The 16161-nt window shown below is 71.6% G+C and carries 17 protein-coding genes and 1 pseudogene; 12 read left to right on the forward strand and 6 right to left on the reverse strand.

All coding sequences use genetic code 11. From position 1 onward, the window contains the following. Nucleotides 1-14: 14 nt before the first annotated feature. The gene (locus ACZ8ZB_RS15795) at nt 15-224 is read left to right on the forward strand and encodes a hypothetical protein (protein ID WP_470741662.1); all 210 of its coding nucleotides are present in this window, start codon (nt 15-17) and stop codon (nt 222-224) included. Here ACZ8ZB_RS15795 and ACZ8ZB_RS15800 read toward each other — a convergent pair. Beyond that, a pseudogene (locus tag ACZ8ZB_RS15800) lies at nt 197-418 on the reverse strand (RNA polymerase sigma factor); the annotation flags it as partial. The gene ACZ8ZB_RS15795 and the pseudogene ACZ8ZB_RS15800 sit on opposite strands and share 28 nt — an antisense overlap. 120 nt (nt 419-538) lie before the next feature. Between ACZ8ZB_RS15800 and ACZ8ZB_RS15805 the strand changes: the two are divergent. From ACZ8ZB_RS15805 to pstB, 10 genes are all read left to right on the forward strand, one after another. Next, nucleotides 539-964, forward strand: a complete 426-nt coding sequence (locus ACZ8ZB_RS15805) for a GntR family transcriptional regulator (RefSeq protein ID WP_470738371.1) — start codon at nt 539-541, stop codon at nt 962-964. Further along, the gene (locus ACZ8ZB_RS15810) at nt 961-1842 is read left to right on the forward strand and encodes an ABC transporter ATP-binding protein (protein ID WP_470738372.1); all 882 of its coding nucleotides are present in this window, start codon (nt 961-963) and stop codon (nt 1840-1842) included. The genes ACZ8ZB_RS15805 and ACZ8ZB_RS15810 overlap by 4 nt, the downstream gene beginning before the upstream one ends. Further along, entirely contained in the window at nt 1839-2828 is a 990-nt protein-coding gene (locus tag ACZ8ZB_RS15815) for an ABC transporter permease (RefSeq protein ID WP_470738373.1), read from the forward strand. Before ACZ8ZB_RS15810 ends, ACZ8ZB_RS15815 begins: the two co-directional genes overlap by 4 nt. 142 nt (nt 2829-2970) lie before the next feature. Next, on the forward strand, nt 2971-5334 hold the full coding sequence (locus ACZ8ZB_RS15820; protein ID WP_470738374.1) for an RNA degradosome polyphosphate kinase: 2364 nt from the start codon (nt 2971-2973) through the stop codon (nt 5332-5334). Further along, complete coding sequence (locus ACZ8ZB_RS15825; protein ID WP_470738375.1) at nt 5315-6505, forward strand: CHAD domain-containing protein; 1191 nt, start codon at nt 5315-5317, stop codon at nt 6503-6505. Before ACZ8ZB_RS15820 ends, ACZ8ZB_RS15825 begins: the two co-directional genes overlap by 20 nt. A gap of 28 nt (nt 6506-6533) precedes the next feature. Beyond that, nucleotides 6534-6974 carry an NUDIX hydrolase gene (locus ACZ8ZB_RS15830; protein ID WP_470738376.1) on the forward strand — a complete coding sequence of 147 codons (441 nt, stop codon included), beginning with the start codon at nt 6534-6536 and terminating at the stop codon, nt 6972-6974. Between the two features lie 232 nt (nt 6975-7206). Continuing rightward, the gene (gene pstS / locus ACZ8ZB_RS15835) at nt 7207-8334 is read left to right on the forward strand and encodes a phosphate ABC transporter substrate-binding protein PstS (RefSeq protein ID WP_470738377.1); all 1128 of its coding nucleotides are present in this window, start codon (nt 7207-7209) and stop codon (nt 8332-8334) included. A gap of 132 nt (nt 8335-8466) precedes the next feature. Continuing rightward, complete coding sequence (gene pstC / locus ACZ8ZB_RS15840; RefSeq protein ID WP_470738378.1) at nt 8467-9471, forward strand: phosphate ABC transporter permease subunit PstC; 1005 nt, start codon at nt 8467-8469, stop codon at nt 9469-9471. Next, nucleotides 9468-10523, forward strand: a complete 1056-nt coding sequence (gene pstA / locus ACZ8ZB_RS15845; protein ID WP_470738379.1) for a phosphate ABC transporter permease PstA — start codon at nt 9468-9470, stop codon at nt 10521-10523. Before pstC ends, pstA begins: the two co-directional genes overlap by 4 nt. Before the next feature lie 33 nt (nt 10524-10556). Continuing rightward, nucleotides 10557-11333, forward strand: coding sequence for a phosphate ABC transporter ATP-binding protein PstB (pstB, locus tag ACZ8ZB_RS15850; RefSeq protein ID WP_470738380.1), 777 nt, complete (start codon nt 10557-10559; stop codon nt 11331-11333). 155 nt (nt 11334-11488) lie between these two features. On the opposite strand, the gene pitH is transcribed toward pstB, so the two are convergent. After that, a complete protein-coding gene (pitH, locus tag ACZ8ZB_RS15855) occupies nt 11489-12487 on the reverse strand; it encodes a low-affinity phosphate transporter PitH (RefSeq protein WP_470738381.1) in 999 nt (332 codons plus the stop codon). Nucleotides 12488-12494: 7 nt separating this feature from the next. Further along, entirely contained in the window at nt 12495-13115 is a 621-nt protein-coding gene (locus tag ACZ8ZB_RS15860; RefSeq protein WP_006136311.1) for a DUF47 domain-containing protein, read from the reverse strand. A 239-nt stretch (nt 13116-13354) separates the two neighbouring features. Here ACZ8ZB_RS15860 and ACZ8ZB_RS15865 point away from each other — a divergent pair, with 239 nt between their 5' ends. Continuing rightward, on the forward strand, nt 13355-13768 hold the full coding sequence (locus ACZ8ZB_RS15865) for a metal-sensitive transcriptional regulator (protein WP_470738382.1): 414 nt from the start codon (nt 13355-13357) through the stop codon (nt 13766-13768). 6 nt (nt 13769-13774) lie between these two features. Here ACZ8ZB_RS15865 and ACZ8ZB_RS15870 read toward each other — a convergent pair whose 3' ends face one another. The 3 genes from ACZ8ZB_RS15870 to ACZ8ZB_RS15880 all read right to left on the reverse strand — a co-directional run bounded on the left by ACZ8ZB_RS15870 (nt 13775) and on the right by ACZ8ZB_RS15880 (nt 16002). Continuing rightward, nucleotides 13775-13960: a hypothetical protein gene (locus ACZ8ZB_RS15870; protein WP_470738383.1), complete on the reverse strand. Its 186-nt coding sequence runs from the start codon at nt 13958-13960 to the stop codon at nt 13775-13777. 82 nt (nt 13961-14042) lie between these two features. Continuing rightward, nucleotides 14043-14879, reverse strand: coding sequence for an SCO4651 family lipoprotein (locus ACZ8ZB_RS15875; protein WP_470738384.1), 837 nt, complete (start codon nt 14877-14879; stop codon nt 14043-14045). A 412-nt stretch (nt 14880-15291) separates the two neighbouring features. Beyond that, nucleotides 15292-16002, reverse strand: a complete 711-nt coding sequence (locus ACZ8ZB_RS15880; RefSeq protein WP_470738385.1) for a phosphatase PAP2 family protein — start codon at nt 16000-16002, stop codon at nt 15292-15294. Nucleotides 16003-16161: the final 159 nt, after the last annotated feature.

Below are 16161 nucleotides of genomic sequence, written 5' to 3' on the forward strand. Positions count from 1 at the left end.
AGGACGCGCAGTCCGTGGCGGACGGCGCGCCGGACGGGGACGACGGCCGTGGCGTGCCGGGCCGGGGCGTCCAGCACCGAAGGCCGCCCCCCGGCGCGAAGGCCACGGCGGACGCCCGCAGCACGTTCAGCGCCGGCCGGCCGTCCGCCCCCTCGCCCGTCGGCCTCGGCGCGGCGGCGAGCAGCAGGCCCGGGGCGCCGGCCGCGTCGCCGTCCTCCCCGTAGGGCGCGCTCCCCCGCCACACCGCCGGGAACGTCTCCCGCACGACGTCGTCGACGATCCCCGCGTCGGCGCACCGGCTGCGCATCCGGGCGGTCAGCCACGGCGCGTACCGCCGGTACAGCTCCTCGAAGGCGCGCCGGTCCCCGTCCGACGCGACGGCGCGCAGCAGCTCCCCGTCGCTTCTCGTTTCGCTCACGTCCCCTCATCGACCGGGCCCGGCCGATCGGTTCACGGGAGGCACGGGAACACCGTTTGACTTTTCCGTCCCTCCTACACCACCCTTTCACTACTCAATTAGTGAAAGGGTGGTTGCCGAGTGATCGACTACCGCATCGACCGGCACAGCGGCACAGCCACCTACGTCCAGATCGTGCAGCAGACCAAGCAGGCCCTACGCCTGGGCCTGCTGGAACCCGGCGACAAGCTGCCCACGGCCCGCGAGGTCGTCGAAGCCACCGCCGTCAACCCCAACACCGTGCTGAAGGCCTACCGCGAGCTGGAACGCGAGGGCCTGGTGGAGGCCCGGCGCGGCCTGGGCACCTTCGTGCGGCGCTCCCTGGGCGCCGCCCCCGCCGACTCCCCGCTCCGCGCGGAGCTGGAGGACTGGACGTCCCGGGCCCGCGAGGCCGGACTGGAGCGGGAGGACCTGGCCGCGCTCTTCACCGCCGTACTCGAATCGCACTACCCGGCGCGCACGCCGGACCCCGCACATCCGAAGACCTCTCAGGGAGACCCGTCATGACCGTCCCGGCCATCGAGGCGGACGCGCTCGGCAAGCGCTTCGGCCGTCGCGCCGCATGGGCGCTGCGCGACTGTTCCTTCCGACTGCCCGCCGGCCGCGTCTGCGCCGTCGTCGGCCCCAACGGCGCGGGCAAGTCGACGCTGATCGCGATCGCCGCCGGGCTGCTCGCCCCCACCGAGGGCACGGTCACCGTCCTCGGCGCCGATCCGGCGTCGGCCCGCCCCCGGGTGGGCTTCGTCGACCAGGGCAAGCCGCTGTACCCGCAGCTCACGGTCGACGAGACGCTGCGCATGGGCGCCGACCTGAACCCGGGCCGCTGGGACGCGGACACCGCGCGGCGGATCGTGGCCGGCGGCGACCTGGACCCGCGAGGGCGCGTCCGCGCCCTCTCCGGCGGCCAGCGCACCCGCGTGGCCCTCGCGCTCGCCCTCGCCAAGCGTCCCGAACTGCTGCTCCTGGACGAGCCGATGGCCGACCTCGACCCGCTGGCCCGGCACGAGCTGATGGGCGTCCTGATGGGGCAGGCCGCCGCGCACGGCACGACGATCGTGATGTCCTCGCACATCGTCGCCGAGCTGGAGGACTCCTGCGACCACCTGCTGCTGATCGGCGGCGGCCGGGTCCGCCTGGCCGGCGAGATCGACGACCTGCTGGCCGCCCACACCCGCGTCTCCGCCCCGGCGACGACGGACCTGGCCCCGCACGACGTCGTGGAGTCCCGCACCACCGGCCGCCGGCTCAGCGCGCTGATCCGTCCCTCCGGCCCGCTGCCCGGCGACTGGAGCACCGGCGCGCCGTCCCTGGAGGAGCTCGTCCTGTCCTACCTGCGCAACCCCGAGGCCCTCACCCCGGCCGACCCCATGGAGCCCGCCGCATGACCGCCGCCCTGACCGCCCCGGCCACCTCCGACCGCCCCGCACCCGCGCCCCGGCAGCTGCGCTGGCTGTACCGGCTGCACCGCCCGGCCCTCCTCACCGGTGCGACGGCCGTGCTGCTGCTCGGCGCGGCCCTGCTCTGGCTCGGCGGTCCGCTCACCGACGCCTCGGTGGCGGCCTGGAAGCAGTACGACGCCTGCAGTTCCACCCTGACATGCAGCTACGACCAGGACTCGATCCTGCTCTACAGGAACGTCTACGACTACACGACCATCGCCCTCCTCGCCGTGCCGTTCCTGGTCGCCGCCTGGGCCGGCGGCTCGCTGACCGGCCGCGAGATGGAGTCCGGCACGGTCCGCCTCGCCTGGACCCAGGGCGTCTCCCCGGCCCGCTGGCTGGCCTCCCGGCTCGCCTTCCCGGCCGCGCTGACCGCTGCAGCGACCGGCCTGCTGGTCTGCCTGCACCGCCTGGCCTGGACGGCGGCCGACGGCCGCATCGGCACCGCCAAGTCGTGGAACGCCGTCCCCACGTTCTACGCCAACGGCACCGTCCCGGTGGCCCTGGCCCTGGCCGGGCTGGCCGCGGGCGTCCTCGCGGGGCTGCTGCTGCGCCGCGCCATGGCCGCGCTCGCCGCGGCCGCCGTCGCGCTCGGCGTGCTGTGGGCGGCCGTCCACGCCGCCCTGCCGCACCTGTGGCCCGCGACCACCCGGTTCAGCAGCCTGCGGTACGGCCCGGACGGATCGGGCATCGTGGTCGGCCAAGGCGTGGTGACCGCCGACGGCGACCGGCTGGACCTCCCCTGCTACACCAGCATGCTGCCCGAGTGCGAGTCGACCCTGTCCGACCTGCACGCCGTCGGCTTCTACCGCGACCTCCACCCCGCCGCCCACTACTGGCCGCTCCAACTGGTCGCCTCCGGCGTCCTGCTCGCCGTCGCCGCGCTGCTGGCCTACGCGGCCTTCCGGCTGCTGCGCCGCCGCACGGCCTGACGCCCGCGTCCGTACGTCCCTCCCGGCGGGGAGGGACGTACGGACGCGCGCCGGGGCCCGGACCCCCGCGGGTCGCCGCCCGATATCCGGGACGTCATGTCTCCGTAACCGTCGATTCAGACGGGCTTGCGACGCTCGGCCAATGCATCCCGCCGTGCCGGAGCCCTCACCGCCCACAAGGGTGAACGGGGGGAACGGGAACGCCTCAGGGCCACCACCGCTCCCACCCGCGCGTTCCGACGCGCCCGTGGCGCTCCCGGCGCGGAAGAATGGGGACATGAGCCAGCCCGACGCCCAGGCACAGCACCCGCAGCCCTCCGTGGGCTCCATAGCCGCCCACCGCCCGCACACCGTGGCCGGAACGGTCTCCGATCTGGAACCCGACATCGACGCGGACCTCGACGGTTACGAGGAGGCGCTGGCGGAGGGCGCCACACCGCTCCCGCAGGGCCGCTTCCTCGACCGGGAGCGCAGCTGGCTCGCGTTCAACGAACGCGTCCTCGAACTCGCCGAGGACCCCGCCACGCCGCTGCTGGAACGCGCCAACTTCCTGGCGATCTTCGCCAGCAACCTGGACGAGTTCTTCATGGTCCGCGTGGCCGGACTGAAGCGCCGCATCGCCACCGGCGTCGCCACCCGCTCCGCCTCCGGCCTCCAGCCGCGCGAGGTGCTGGAGATGATCTGGGCCCGCTCCCGCGAGCTGATGGCCCGGCACGCCGCCTGTTACCACGAGGACGTCGCCCCCGCACTCGCGGAGGAGGGCATCCACCTGGTCCGCTGGAACGAGCTGACGGAGAAGGAACAGGCCCGCCTGTTCACCCTCTTCCGGCACCAGATCTTCCCGGTCCTCACCCCGCTCGCGGTCGACCCCGCGCACCCCTTCCCGTACATCTCGGGCCTGTCGCTGAACCTGGCCGTGGTCGTCCGCAACCCGGTCACCGGCCACCGGCACTTCGCCCGCGTCAAGGTGCCGCCGCTGCTGTCCCGCTTCCTGGAGAGCTCCCCCGGCCGCTACGTCCCCGTCGAGGACGTCATCGCCGCGCACCTGGAGGAGCTGTTCCCGGGCATGGAGGTGCTGCAGCACCACGCCTTCCGGCTCACCCGCAACGAGGACCTCGAGGTCGAGGAGGACGACGCGGAGAACCTGCTCCAGGCGCTGGAGAAGGAGCTCATGCGGCGCCGCTTCGGGCCGCCGGTGCGCCTGGAGGTCGAGGAGTCCATCGACCGCGAGGTGCTGGACCTGCTGGTGCGCGAGCTGAAGGTCGGCGAGGCCGAGGTGTACCCGCTGCCCGGCCCGCTGGACCTCACCGGCCTGTTCCGCATCCACGGCCTGGACCGGCCCGAGCTGAAGTACCCGAAGTTCATCGCCGGCACCCACCGCGACCTGGCGGAGGTGGAGACGGCGTCCCAGCCCGACGTCTTCGCCGCCCTGCGCAGCCGGGACGTGCTGCTGCACCACCCGTACGACTCGTTCTCCACGTCGGTGCAGGCGTTCCTGCAGCAGGCCGCCGAGGACCCCGACGTGCTGGCCATCAAGCAGACGCTGTACCGCACGTCGGGCGACTCCCCGATAGTCGACGCGCTCATCGACGCCGCCGAGGCCGGCAAGCAGGTGCTGGTGCTGGTCGAGATCAAGGCGCGGTTCGACGAGCACGCGAACATCAAGTGGGCGCGCAAGCTGGAGGAGGCCGGCTGCCACGTCGTGTACGGCCTGGTCGGTCTGAAGACCCACTGCAAGCTGTCGCTGGTGGTCCGTCAGGAGGGCGAGACGCTACGGCGGTACAGCCACGTCGGCACCGGCAACTACCACCCCAAGACGGCCCGCCTCTACGAGGACCTCGGGCTGCTCACCGCGGACCCGCAGGTCGGGGCGGACCTCTCCGACCTGTTCAACCGGCTCTCCGGCTACTCCCGCCGCGAGACCTACCGGCGCCTCCTCGTCGCCCCCAAGTCCCTGCGGGACGGCCTGATCTCCCGCATCGACAAGGAGGCCCAGCACCACCGCGCCGGGCGGCCCGCCTACGTCCGCATCAAGGTCAACTCGATGGTCGACGAGGCCGTCATCGACGCCTGCTACCGGGCGTCGCAGGCGGGCGTGCCGGTCGACATCTGGGTGCGCGGCATCTGCGCGATCCGGCCGGGCGTGGCGGGCCTGTCGGAGAACGTGCGGGTACGGTCCGTCCTCGGCCGCTTCCTCGAGCACTCCCGTGTGTTCGCCTTCGGCAACGGCGGCGAGCCCGAGGTGTGGTTCGGCAGCGCGGACATGATGCACCGCAACCTCGACCGCCGGATAGAGGCGCTGGTGCGGGTCACCGACCCGGCTCACCGGGCGGCCCTGAACCGGCTGCTGGAGACCGGCATGTCGGACACCACCCAGTCCTGGCACCTCGCCGCGGACGGCGAGTGGACCCGGCACGCGACGGACGCGGACGGCCAGCCCCTGCGCAACGTCCAGGAGATGCTCATAGACGCCCGGAGGCGCCGGCGTGGCACAGCGACACCTTGACCCGACGGCCGGTCCGGTACCGGCGGACGTCCTGGCCGGCTATCTGCGGGACCGGGCGACCGAGTTCCTCCGCGCGCTGCGCCTCCACCGGGAGACCGGTGCGGGCGCGGCCGCGTCGGAGGACTCCGTCGAAGCGACCCGCGCGCTGCGCCGCGCGGCCCGCCGCGTCAGTGCCAGCCTGCACACCTTCCAGCCGGTCCTGGACCCCGACTGGTCGGAGGCGATGCGTCCCGAACTGGCCTGGGTCTCCGGCACCCTGGCCCTGGAGCACGCCTGCGCGTCCCGCCTGGACCAGCTCCTCCTGGCCCTGCACCGCCTGTCGGGGGCACCGTCCCCCGCGCCCGCCGACGGCGGGAACTCCCCACAGGGGCCACCCGCACCCGACCACGGAACCCGCACGGGCGGTGCGGGCAGGGACGGCCTTCCGGCCGAAGGCGGGGCCGCACACCCCGCACACCTCCGCCGCGCCGCCCCGGCGACCGCCCTCGGAGGGACCCGCACCGCCACGGCGACACTGACGGCCACCGCCGACCGCAGGGTCACCACCCCGGACCGGGGGAACCTGACCGTCGGCGCCGCCAAGGCCGGCGCCCTGCTGGACCGGCAGCTGACCCTCGCCCGGACCCGTGCGCACTCCACCGCGCTGCAGGCCCTCGGCTCCTCCCGGTTCCACGCCGTCGCCGACAAGGTGGCCGTGCTCGCCAGCGAGGTCCCGCTGTCCCCGGCGGCGGCCCACGCCGATCTGCGCCCGCTCGCCGACGCCGCGCGCGAACGGCTCGCCGACGCCGTCGGCGCGCTGCCCCTGCTCACCGCGGGCAGCCCGTACAACGCCGAGGCGCTGATCCACGGGCTCTCCCCGGACCCCGCCCCGCACCCGCAGGACGCCCCCTGGCACCAGGTCCGGCTCCTCCTGCGCCTGCACCGCTACGCCCTCGAGGTCCTCCACGCCGGCCCGGACCCGGGCCTCCTCGCCGCCGGCGAGGCGCTGGACCGGCACCGCGACGCCTCCGAGGCCGCGGCCGCCGCCGCGCAGGCGGCCCGCACCCCGCGGATCGCGCCGGCCACGGCGTACGCGCTGGGCGTGCTCCACGCCGACCAGCGGCATGAGGTGGAGGCGGCGCGGTACGCGTTCCAGCGGGTCTGGCAGAAGGAAGCCCTCGGCACGTTATAGGCGTCGGCACGTCACAGGGAGGCACCCGGTGAGCACCCCCGGCTCGACACGGCACGGCACCCTCACCGTCCAGGCCGCCGGCTGCGTCCTGTGGCGCCGCTCCCCCGTGAACGGCGCGCTCGAACTCTGCCTCGTCCACCGGCCGAAGTACGACGACTGGTCCTGGCCCAAGGGCAAGCTCAAGCGGGGCGAGGACCCGCTGGCCGGCGCCCTGCGCGAGGTCGCCGAGGAGACGGGCCACACCGCCGTCCCGACCGCCGGACTCCCCAGCGCGCACTACCTGGCGAACGGCCGCCCCAAACGGGTCCGCTACTGGGCGGCCGAGGCCGTCTCCGGCACGTTCACCCCGAACGACGAGGTCGACCGCGTCCTCTGGCTCCCCCCGGAGGCCGCCCGCGCCCGCCTCACCGAGCCCCGGGACGCCGATCTCGTGGACGCCTTCCTCGCCACCCTCCGCCCGGCACGGTGAGTGTCCCGTTCCCGCCCGGTATCCCCCCGTGTCCTCGACGTGAGCGTTCCGTGACCTCACCGCACCGTCCACAGGGGTTCACCCCTCGTTCATTTACGCCAATGGGCTCCTTCACCTGTTCTGCCTAATTTCGGCCTTACGCGATGCGGATCGCCCGAAGGGAAGGGTGACCGTGTCACCCACACTTCGCACGCCGCCGAATTCAGGACGGCGGCCACTGGAAGGGACTCAAGTGAAGCTTCAGCGCAAGAACCGGCGGGCCCTCGCTCTCGGTGCTCTCGCCGTCTCCGGCGCCCTGGCCCTCACGGCGTGCGGCTCCGACGACACCGGCAACGGCAACGGCGGCGACGCCTCCGCCACCGCGCAGGCCGGCAACATCGACTGCGGCGACGCCAAGGGCCAGCTGCAGGCCTCCGGCTCTTCCGCCCAGAAGAACGCCATCGACGCCTGGGTCAAGCAGTACGCCGCGGCGTGCAAGGGTGTGCAGGTCAACTACAACCCGACCGGTTCGGGCGCCGGCATCACGGCCTTCACCCAGGGCCAGACCGCGTTCGCCGGCTCGGACTCCGCGCTGAAGCCCGAGGAGATCGAGGCCTCGAAGAAGATCTGCTCCGGCGGCCAGGGCATCGACCTGCCGATGGTCGGCGGCCCGATCGCGATCGGTTACAACCTCCCGGGCGTCGACACCCTCGTCCTGGACGCCTCGACCCTCGCCAAGATCTTCGACAGCAAGATCACCAACTGGAACGACGAGGCGATCGCGAAGCTCAACCCCGACGCCAAGCTTCCCGACCTGAAGATCCAGGCCTTCCACCGCTCCGACGAGTCCGGCACCACGGACAACTTCACCAAGTACCTGAAGGCCGCCGCGCCCGACGACTGGAAGTACGAGGGCGGCAAGGCCTGGCAGGCGAAGGGCGGCCAGTCCGCTCCGCAGTCCGCCGGCGTCGCCCAGCAGGTGAAGCAGACCTCGGGCGCGATCTCCTACATGGAGCTGTCCTACGCCAAGGACGGCATGAACACCGTCTCCCTCAAGACCGAGGCCGCCGAGCCGGTCGAGGCCACCATCGAGAACGCCACCGCCGCCATCGGCGCCGCCAAGATCGTCGGTACCGGCAAGGACCTCGCGCTGGAGCTGGACTACACCCCGGAGGCCGACGGCGCCTACCCGCTCGTCCTCGTCACGTACGAGATCGTCTGCGACAAGGGCAACAAGGCCGACACCCTGCCCGCCACCAAGTCCTTCCTGAACTACATCGCCTCGGAGGACGGCCAGGGCCTGCTGGCGGACGCCGGCTACGCCCCGATGCCCACCGAGATCATCACCAAGGTCCGCGAGACCATCTCCAGCCTCGCCTGACCCGAGTGTGCGGACCGGCCCCGACCACGGTGCCGGTCCGCACCGTCCGGTGCACCGCCAACAGGAGCCCCCGGCGCACGGTGGCTCCGACCGAGCCGCCCGCCCCGGCGGCTCCGCAGACCGGAGAACCCGATGGACATCACCGCACAGAAACCCGCCGCTCCCCCCGCACCCGGACCGGCCGCGCCCGAGGACAAGCGCGCCGCACGCGGCGCCACCCGCCCCGGCGACCGGATATTCCTCGGGCTCTCCCGCGGATCCGGCATCTTCGTCCTCGTCCTCATGGCCGCCATCGCGGCCTTCCTGACCTACCGCGCCGCGCTGGCCATCAGCAAGGACGAGGCCAACTTCTTCACGACCTTCGAGTGGAACCCCACCGGCGTACCGCCGGAGTTCGGCATCGCGGTCCTGGCCTTCGGCACCATCGTGTCGTCGATCATCGCCATGGTCATCGCCGTCCCCATCTCGGTCGGCATCGCCCTGTTCATCACGCACTACGCCCCCCGCCGGCTCGGCGGCACCGTCGCGTACGTGATCGACCTGCTCGCCGCCGTCCCGTCCATCGTCTACGGCCTGTGGGGCGCCATCGTCCTGGTGCCGCACATGGACGGCCTCTACGGCTGGCTCGACGACTACCTCGGCTGGACCGGCGTCTTCGCGTGGGAAGGCGGCCCCGCGCGGTCGCTGCTCACCGTCGGCATCCTGCTCGCCCTGATGATCCTCCCGATCATCACCAACGTCAGCCGCGAGGTCTTCCGCCAGGTCCCGCGGATGCACGAGGAGGCGGCCCTGGCCCTCGGCGCCACGCGCTGGGAGGTCATCCGCATGTCGGTGCTGCCCTTCGGCCGCTCCGGCGTCATCTCCGCCTCGATGCTGGGCCTCGGCCGCGCGCTCGGCGAGACGATGGCCGTGGCCATGGTGCTCTCGCCGTCCTTCGACATCTCCGCCAGCCTGCTCGACGCGGGCGGCGGCACCTTCGCCCAGAACATCGCCAGCAAGTTCAACGAGGCCACCGTGATGGGCCAGGACGCGCTGATCGCCTCCGGCATGGTGCTCTTCGTCATCACCCTGCTGGTCAACGGCGCGGCCCGTCTGATCATCGCCCGCCGCAAGGAGTACTCGGGGGCCAACGCATGAGCAACGCAACCCTTTCCCCCCAGCGCGATTCCCTGCGCGGCGCGACCCTGCCCAAGTGGTTCGCCTGGGCCGTCGCCGCCGGCTCCCTCGCCCTGGGCTACGCCATCAGCGCCGCGGCCGGCCTGAGCAGCGACATCCAGTGGGCGCTGATCGCCGCGGTCCTCTTCGTCGTCGGCTCCTACGCCATCTCCGCGAAGATCGAGGGCACCCGCCAGGCCAAGGACCGCACCGCGACCAGCCTGGTCTGGGTCGCCTTCCTCCTGGCCGTGACCCCGCTGGCCTCCCTCCTCTGGGAGACGGCCGAGCGCGGCGTGAAGGTCCTCGACGGCTACTTCCTCACCCACTCGATGGGCGTGGTCGCCGACGCGGAGCCCGGCGGCGGCATCTACCACGCCCTCCTCGGCACCCTGGAGCAGGTCGGCCTCGCCGCCCTGATCTCCGTGCCGGTCGGCGTGCTCACCGCGATCTACCTGGTCGAGTACGGGCGCGGCAAGCTCGCCAAGGCCGTCACCTTCTTCGTCGACGTCATGACGGGCATCCCGTCGATCGTCGCGGGTCTGTTCATCCTGAGCCTGTGGGTCCTCATCCTGAAGATGGGCCCGTCCGGCTTCGCCGGTTCGCTGGCCCTGTCGATCCTGATGATCCCGGTCGTCGTCCGCTCCACCGAGGAGATGCTCAAGCTCGTCCCGAACGAGCTGCGCGAGGCGTCCCTGGCGCTCGGCGTGCCGAAGTGGCGCACGATCCTGAAGGTGGTCCTGCCGACGTCGCTCGGCGGCATCATCACCGGCATCATGCTGGCGATCGCCCGCATCACCGGTGAGACGGCCCCCGTGCTGCTGCTGGTGTGGGGCACGGACTTCATCAACGCCAACCCGTTCCAGGACCCGCAGGAATCGCTGCCGATGTACATCTACCTGCAGTTCGGCGCCGGTTCCGACCCCGCGTACGACCGTGCCTGGGCGGCGGCCCTGACGCTCATCGCGTTCATCATGATCCTCAACCTCCTGGCCCGCGGCATCGCCCGCTGGAAGGCCCCGAAGACCGGTCGCTAAGGCCCTCCGGACCCGAAAGAAGAAGTGATACCCATGGCCAAGCGCATCGATGTCAGCGGCCTCAACGCCTACTACGGCTCCTTCCTGGCCATCGAGGACATCTCGATGACCGTCGAGCCCCGCTCCGTGACCGCCTTCATCGGTCCGTCCGGCTGCGGCAAGTCCACCTTCCTGCGCACGCTCAACCGCATGCACGAGGTGACGCCCGGCGGCCGGGTCGAGGGCAAGGTCATGCTCGACGACGAGAACCTGTACGGCGCCGGCATCGACCCGGTGGCGGTACGGCGTGAGGTCGGCATGGTCTTCCAGCGCCCGAACCCGTTCCCCACGATGTCGGTGTACGACAACGTGGCGGCGGGCCTGCGCCTGAACGGCAAGTACAAGAAGTCCCAGCTGGACGACATCGTCGAGAAGTCCCTCAGGGGCGCCAACCTCTGGAACGAGGTCAAGGACCGCCTGAACAAGCCGGGCTCGGGCCTCTCGGGCGGTCAGCAGCAGCGCCTGTGCATCGCCCGCGCCATCGCGGTCGAGCCGAACGTCCTCCTCATGGACGAGCCCTGCTCCGCCCTGGACCCGATCTCCACCCTCGCCATCGAGGACCTGATCGGCGAGCTGAAGGAGCGCTTCACGATCGTCATCGTGACGCACAACATGCAGCAGGCGGCGCGCGTCTCGGACCGCACGGCGTTCTTCAACCTGGCGGCCGTCGGCCAGCCCGGCAAGCTGATCGAGATCGACGACACGGAGCGCATCTTCTCCAACCCGTCGGTCCAGGCCACGGAGGACTACATCTCCGGCCGCTTCGGCTGACCGATTCTCCTCGCGGTGCTGCATGGCGGTGCCACCGCGAGGCCCGAAGGGCCCGCCCCCCAACTCCCGGGGGCGGGCCCTTTCTCGCTCAGCTGCGGGCGGTCGCGCCTCCCCCCGTGCCTCGAGGGCCTGGGAGGCGCCCCGCGAACGCCGGGCTACAGGAACGCCAGATTCACCAGCCCGAACGACAGCGCGGCCACCGCGGCCGCCGCCGGCATGGTGATGAACCACCCGAGAACGATGTTCTTGGCCACCCCCCACCGCACGGCGTTGACCCGCTTCGTCGCCCCCACGCCCATGATCGCCGAGGTGATCACATGCGTCGTGGAGATGGGCGCGTGGAACAGGAACGCGGACCCGAACATGATCGACGCGCCCGTCGTCTCCGCGGCGAACCCCTGGGGCGGATCCAGCTCGATGATCTTCCGCCCCAGCGTCCGCATGATCCGCCACCCACCGGCGTACGTCCCCGCGGACAGCATCAGCGCGCAGGCGACCTTCACCCACACCGGAATCGGATCGCCGTAGTCCTCGACGTCGGCGATGACCAGCGCCATCACCACGATGCCCATCGTCTTCTGCGCGTCCTGCAGACCGTGCCCCAGCGCCATGCCGGCCGCGGAGACGGTCTGCGCGATCCGGAACCCCCGCTTGGCCTTGTGCGGGTTGGCCCGCCGGAAGATCCAGAGGATCACGGTCATCACCAGGTAACCGGCGATCAGACCCACCACCGGCGACACGAACATCGGGATGACGATCTTGTCGACCACCCCGTGCCAGTACACCGTCGTCCCCCCGGCCAGCGCCGCCCCCACCATGCCCCCGAACAGGGCGTGGGACGACGACGACGGCAGCCCGAAGTACCAGGTGATCAGGTTCCAGACGATCGCCCCGACCAGCGCGGCGAAGAGGATCCCCATCCCCTTGGACCCCTCGGGTGTCTGGATCACACCCTCGCTGACGGTCTTGGCGACCCCGGAGCCCATGAACGCGCCGAGGAGGTTCATCACGGCCGCCATCGCCAGCGCCGCCCGGGGCGTCAGCGCCCGCGTCGACACGGACGTGGCGATCGCGTTCGCCGAGTCGTGGAAGCCGTTGGTATAGGTGAAGAAGAGCGCGACCCCGATGGTCACGACCAGAGCGAAGGTGTCCATGAAGTGCTCAGGACTCCTTGACCGCGATGGTCTCCACCGTGTTCGCCACGTGCTCGAAGGCGTCGGCCGCCTCCTCCAGTACGTCCACGATCTGCTTGAGCTTCAGCACCTCGATCGCGTCGTACTTGCCGTTGAAGAGGTGGGCCAGCAGCTTGCGGTGGATCTGGTCGGCCTGGTTCTCCAGCCGGTTGACCTCGATCCAGTACTCGGTGAGGTTCTCCATGGTGCGCAGGTGCGGCATCGCCTCCGCGGTCAGCTCCGCCGCCCGCGCCAGGACCTCGATCTGCTGCTCGACGCCCTTGGGCAGTTCCTCGACGTTGTAGAGGACGACCAGGTCGACGGCCTCCTCCATGAAGTCCATGATGTCGTCGAGGGACGACGCGAGGGAGTAGATGTCCTCACGGTCGAACGGCGTGATGAACGAGGAGTTCAGCTGGTGGAAGATCGCGTGCGTGGCGTCGTCACCCGCGTGTTCCGCGGCCCGCATACGCTCTGCGATCTCGGCCCGGGCGGAGGGGTCCGCCCCGAGCAGTTCCATCAGGAGTTTCGAGCCCGTGACAATGTTGTCCGCGGACGCGGCGAACATGTCGTAGAAGCTCGTCTCCCTGGGGGTCAGACGAAAGCGCACGTGGGGTCCTCGGTGAGCATCGGTTTCGGTCAGGCTGATGCTAGGCGCATCATCCGGCCACGACTAACGGGCCGCCCACCAGTGTCACCCATCGGACAGAGTGATGGGCACGGGGGCGTTCCGAGGTCCGTTCCCGGCCGCGGCGCATGTCATCGGCCAAGAGGCCTATACCCAGCAAAGTTCGTTACCATATACCCGCCAGGGGTATATGTCGCCCGCCAGTGCACCAGGAGGACGCGATGACGACCACCGAGACCGGCGCGAACGCGCCCTCCTCCCCGGACGTAACGGAGGTAACGGAGGTAACGGACGCGACAGGAGGAGCGTCCGGGACCGACACGGCGGACATCGTGACCGATCACGACCGCGGCATCCACGGCTACCACCACCAGAAGCAGGATCACCTCAAGCGCCTGCGCCGCATCGAGGGCCAGATCCGCGGCCTGCAGCGCATGGTCGACGAGGACGTGTACTGCATCGACATACTCACCCAGGTGTCCGCCTCCACCAAGGCACTGCAGTCGTTCGCGCTGCAACTGCTGGAGGAGCACCTGCGCCACTGCGTCGCGGACGCGGCCGTCAAGGGCGGCGACGAGATCGACGCGAAGGTCAAGGAGGCGACGCAGGCCATCGCCCGCATGCTCCGCACCTGACCGGGCTCAGAACCTGCCCGGCTCCGCCCGCGCCTCGGCCACCCTCAGCACCTCGTCGATGCTCTCCAGGCTGAGCCGCTCCTCGGCGTTGGAGGCGGCGATGATCAGCTCCCCGCAGAGTTCGATCTCGGCGAGCGCCACGTGGTCCTGAACCAGGACCGTCCCACCGCCGAGCGGTGCCACGCGCCTCACCCCTTCCCCGTCGTCACCGACTTCCTAGGGTAGGGAGCGCCCCACGCACCGCGCATGGCACGGAAGGGCTAGTTCAGGCCGGTCACTCCCGGCCTCGCTCCTCGGCGATCCGGCCCGCGTAGATGTCCCCGTCCTCGGGAAGCCGCACGTCGGCCGGGATCCCGAAGTCGTACAGCAGCGTGGTCGAGGCGACCGCGACGGGCTCGTCCCGCCGGCCGTTCACGAAGCTGAACCGGTGCCGGAGCTTGCGGATCCGTCCTTCGTCGTCGAGGTAGACGTCGAACGGCACCCGCGCGGTGGCGAACCCTTTCGCCGCCGCGTCCAGCGCCTCCCGGTTCGCGTCCGAGGCGTACCGCGAGGCCTGCCGCAGGTCGGCGGTCCCCCGGTAGTGGCGCACCTTCGCCCCCGCCACCTCGGTCCGCCCCACGAACGTCGCCGACCACGTCCCGCGCAGCACCTCGGCGGCGGCGAACGGGTCGGTGGCCCCGCCGGTGACGAGGTTCCCGTCGGACAGCGTCCCGGTCTCCACCCGCACCCACTTGTCGGCGGGCACCCCGGCCCCCCGGTTCTTCATGAAGAGCGCCCCGGGAGCGAGCAGTTCGGTGATGGGCCGCCGGACGACCTTCCCGGCCGGGTCCTGCGGCAGCAGCACCTTCAGCCGCCCGAGCCGTTTGCGGTAGTCGTACACGCCCTCGCCCCGGATGGTGACCCGGGTCCCGCCGGTCGCCATCTCCAGGGAGGTGGTCGCCTTGGAGCTCCCGGCGTCCACCAGCACGTCGGCGGCCTCCCTCAGCACCCGCACCGCGTCCCCGGCGGGTGCCTCGCGGGACACGGCGTCGCTTCCCGCACAGCCCGCGCTCCCGAGCCCCAGACAGCACACCACCCCGAACCCAGCCACCACGCCGCGCATCCGAGCCATGTCCGGTTAACGACCGGTAAGGGGCCCCGTCACGCCGTCGGACGGGGCGTTACCGTGGTCGACGTGCCGCACCAGGACGACGAGCCGACCCCCGCCTCCCACACCACGACCACCACCGAGCAGGGCCCTTTCTGCACGGCCCGCTGCACCTGCGGCTGGCGGGGCCCCGCGAGAAGAGCCAGAAGCCAAGCCAGAAGAGACGCCCAGAACCACACGGGGGAGTGACGTAACCGCACGTGGCTGCGGGCGGTCGTGCCTCCCCCAGTGCCTTGAAGGCCTGGGGGGTGACCCCCGGGGCGGCACGGGTGGGCGCTGGGGTACCCCCTTCCGGGGGTGCCCCGCACCCCGCAAGCGCCGGGCTGCGGGGCGCCCCCGACCGGCGCCAGCACGCGGTACGCCCACGAACAGCGGCTCAGGCCGCCAGGTCCCGCTCCTCGGCCCCGGTCGCGCCGTTCCGCGAGGCATCCGGGGCGCCCCTCCTCCGCCGGCCCCGCTGCCGCCCCCGCGCAGACACCAGCCACCCACCCCGAGGCGACCGCTCGACCGCCCGCATCACCGGCGTCAGCAGCGCCATCGCCGGCGGCGAGAGCAGCAGCGCGACGGCCGTACCGAGTGCGAGCCCGCCCACGACGTCCGTCGGGTAGTGCACGCCCATGTAGACCCGGATGAACCCGCCCAGCAGTCCCAGCACCAGTCCGATGATCCCGAGCCGCCGGTTGGCCAGGAAGAGCCCCACCGCCAGCGCCATGCAGAGCGTCGCGTGGTCGCTGACGAACGAGTAGTCGTTCTTGCCATCGACCAGGACCTCGAGCCCTTCGTGGTCGAGGAAGGGCCGGCGCCTCTCCACGAACCCGCGTATCGGCACGTTCACCAGGACCGCGACGCCCGCCGCGAGCGGGGCCCACACCAGGGCCGCCACGGTCGGGGCCGCGTCCTCGCCGCCCCGTCGCCTGACGCCCCACCAGCACCACGCCAGCAGCGCCAGCAGGGCGAACAGCAGGCCGTACTCGCCCACGAACTCCATGAGGTGGTCGAACCACGGCGGTGCGGCCTTCGCCAGGCCGTTGATGTCATAGAGCAGGTCGACGTCGGGGTTCGACCCGGATTCGGCGAGTCCAGCCATGGTGCTGCGGCCCCTTCGTCATGTTTCGCGGCGCACGTTTCGCACGCCGATCCTGCCACCCCCGTGGTCTGTAGATCCGCTCGTCCGCTCGGCTACGACAACAGGAACGCACGGTCCCCGTCGATACGTTCCACACTCCACCGAATGATCACGCAGACG

The sequence above is a fragment of the Streptomyces sp. 12E genome (genome assembly GCF_055633275.1).

Coding starts and splice junctions, on each gene's coding strand:
- pstB (WP_470738380.1), top strand. CDS start 10,557: ATGGCCAAGCGCATCGATGTCAGCGGCCTCAACGCCTACTACGGCTCC.
- ACZ8ZB_RS15815 (WP_470738373.1), top strand. CDS start 1,839: ATGACCGCCGCCCTGACCGCCCCGGCCACCTCCGACCGCCCCGCACCC.
- ACZ8ZB_RS15810 (WP_470738372.1), top strand. CDS start 961: ATGACCGTCCCGGCCATCGAGGCGGACGCGCTCGGCAAGCGCTTCGGC.
- ACZ8ZB_RS15880 (WP_470738385.1), bottom strand. CDS start 16,002: ATGGCTGGACTCGCCGAATCCGGGTCGAACCCCGACGTCGACCTGCTC.
- ACZ8ZB_RS15865 (WP_470738382.1), top strand. CDS start 13,355: ATGACGACCACCGAGACCGGCGCGAACGCGCCCTCCTCCCCGGACGTA.
- pitH (WP_470738381.1), bottom strand. CDS start 12,487: ATGGACACCTTCGCTCTGGTCGTGACCATCGGGGTCGCGCTCTTCTTC.
- ACZ8ZB_RS15875 (WP_470738384.1), bottom strand. CDS start 14,879: ATGGCTCGGATGCGCGGCGTGGTGGCTGGGTTCGGGGTGGTGTGCTGT.
- ACZ8ZB_RS15820 (WP_470738374.1), top strand. CDS start 2,971: ATGCATCCCGCCGTGCCGGAGCCCTCACCGCCCACAAGGGTGAACGGG.
- pstA (WP_470738379.1), top strand. CDS start 9,468: ATGAGCAACGCAACCCTTTCCCCCCAGCGCGATTCCCTGCGCGGCGCG.
- pstC (WP_470738378.1), top strand. CDS start 8,467: ATGGACATCACCGCACAGAAACCCGCCGCTCCCCCCGCACCCGGACCG.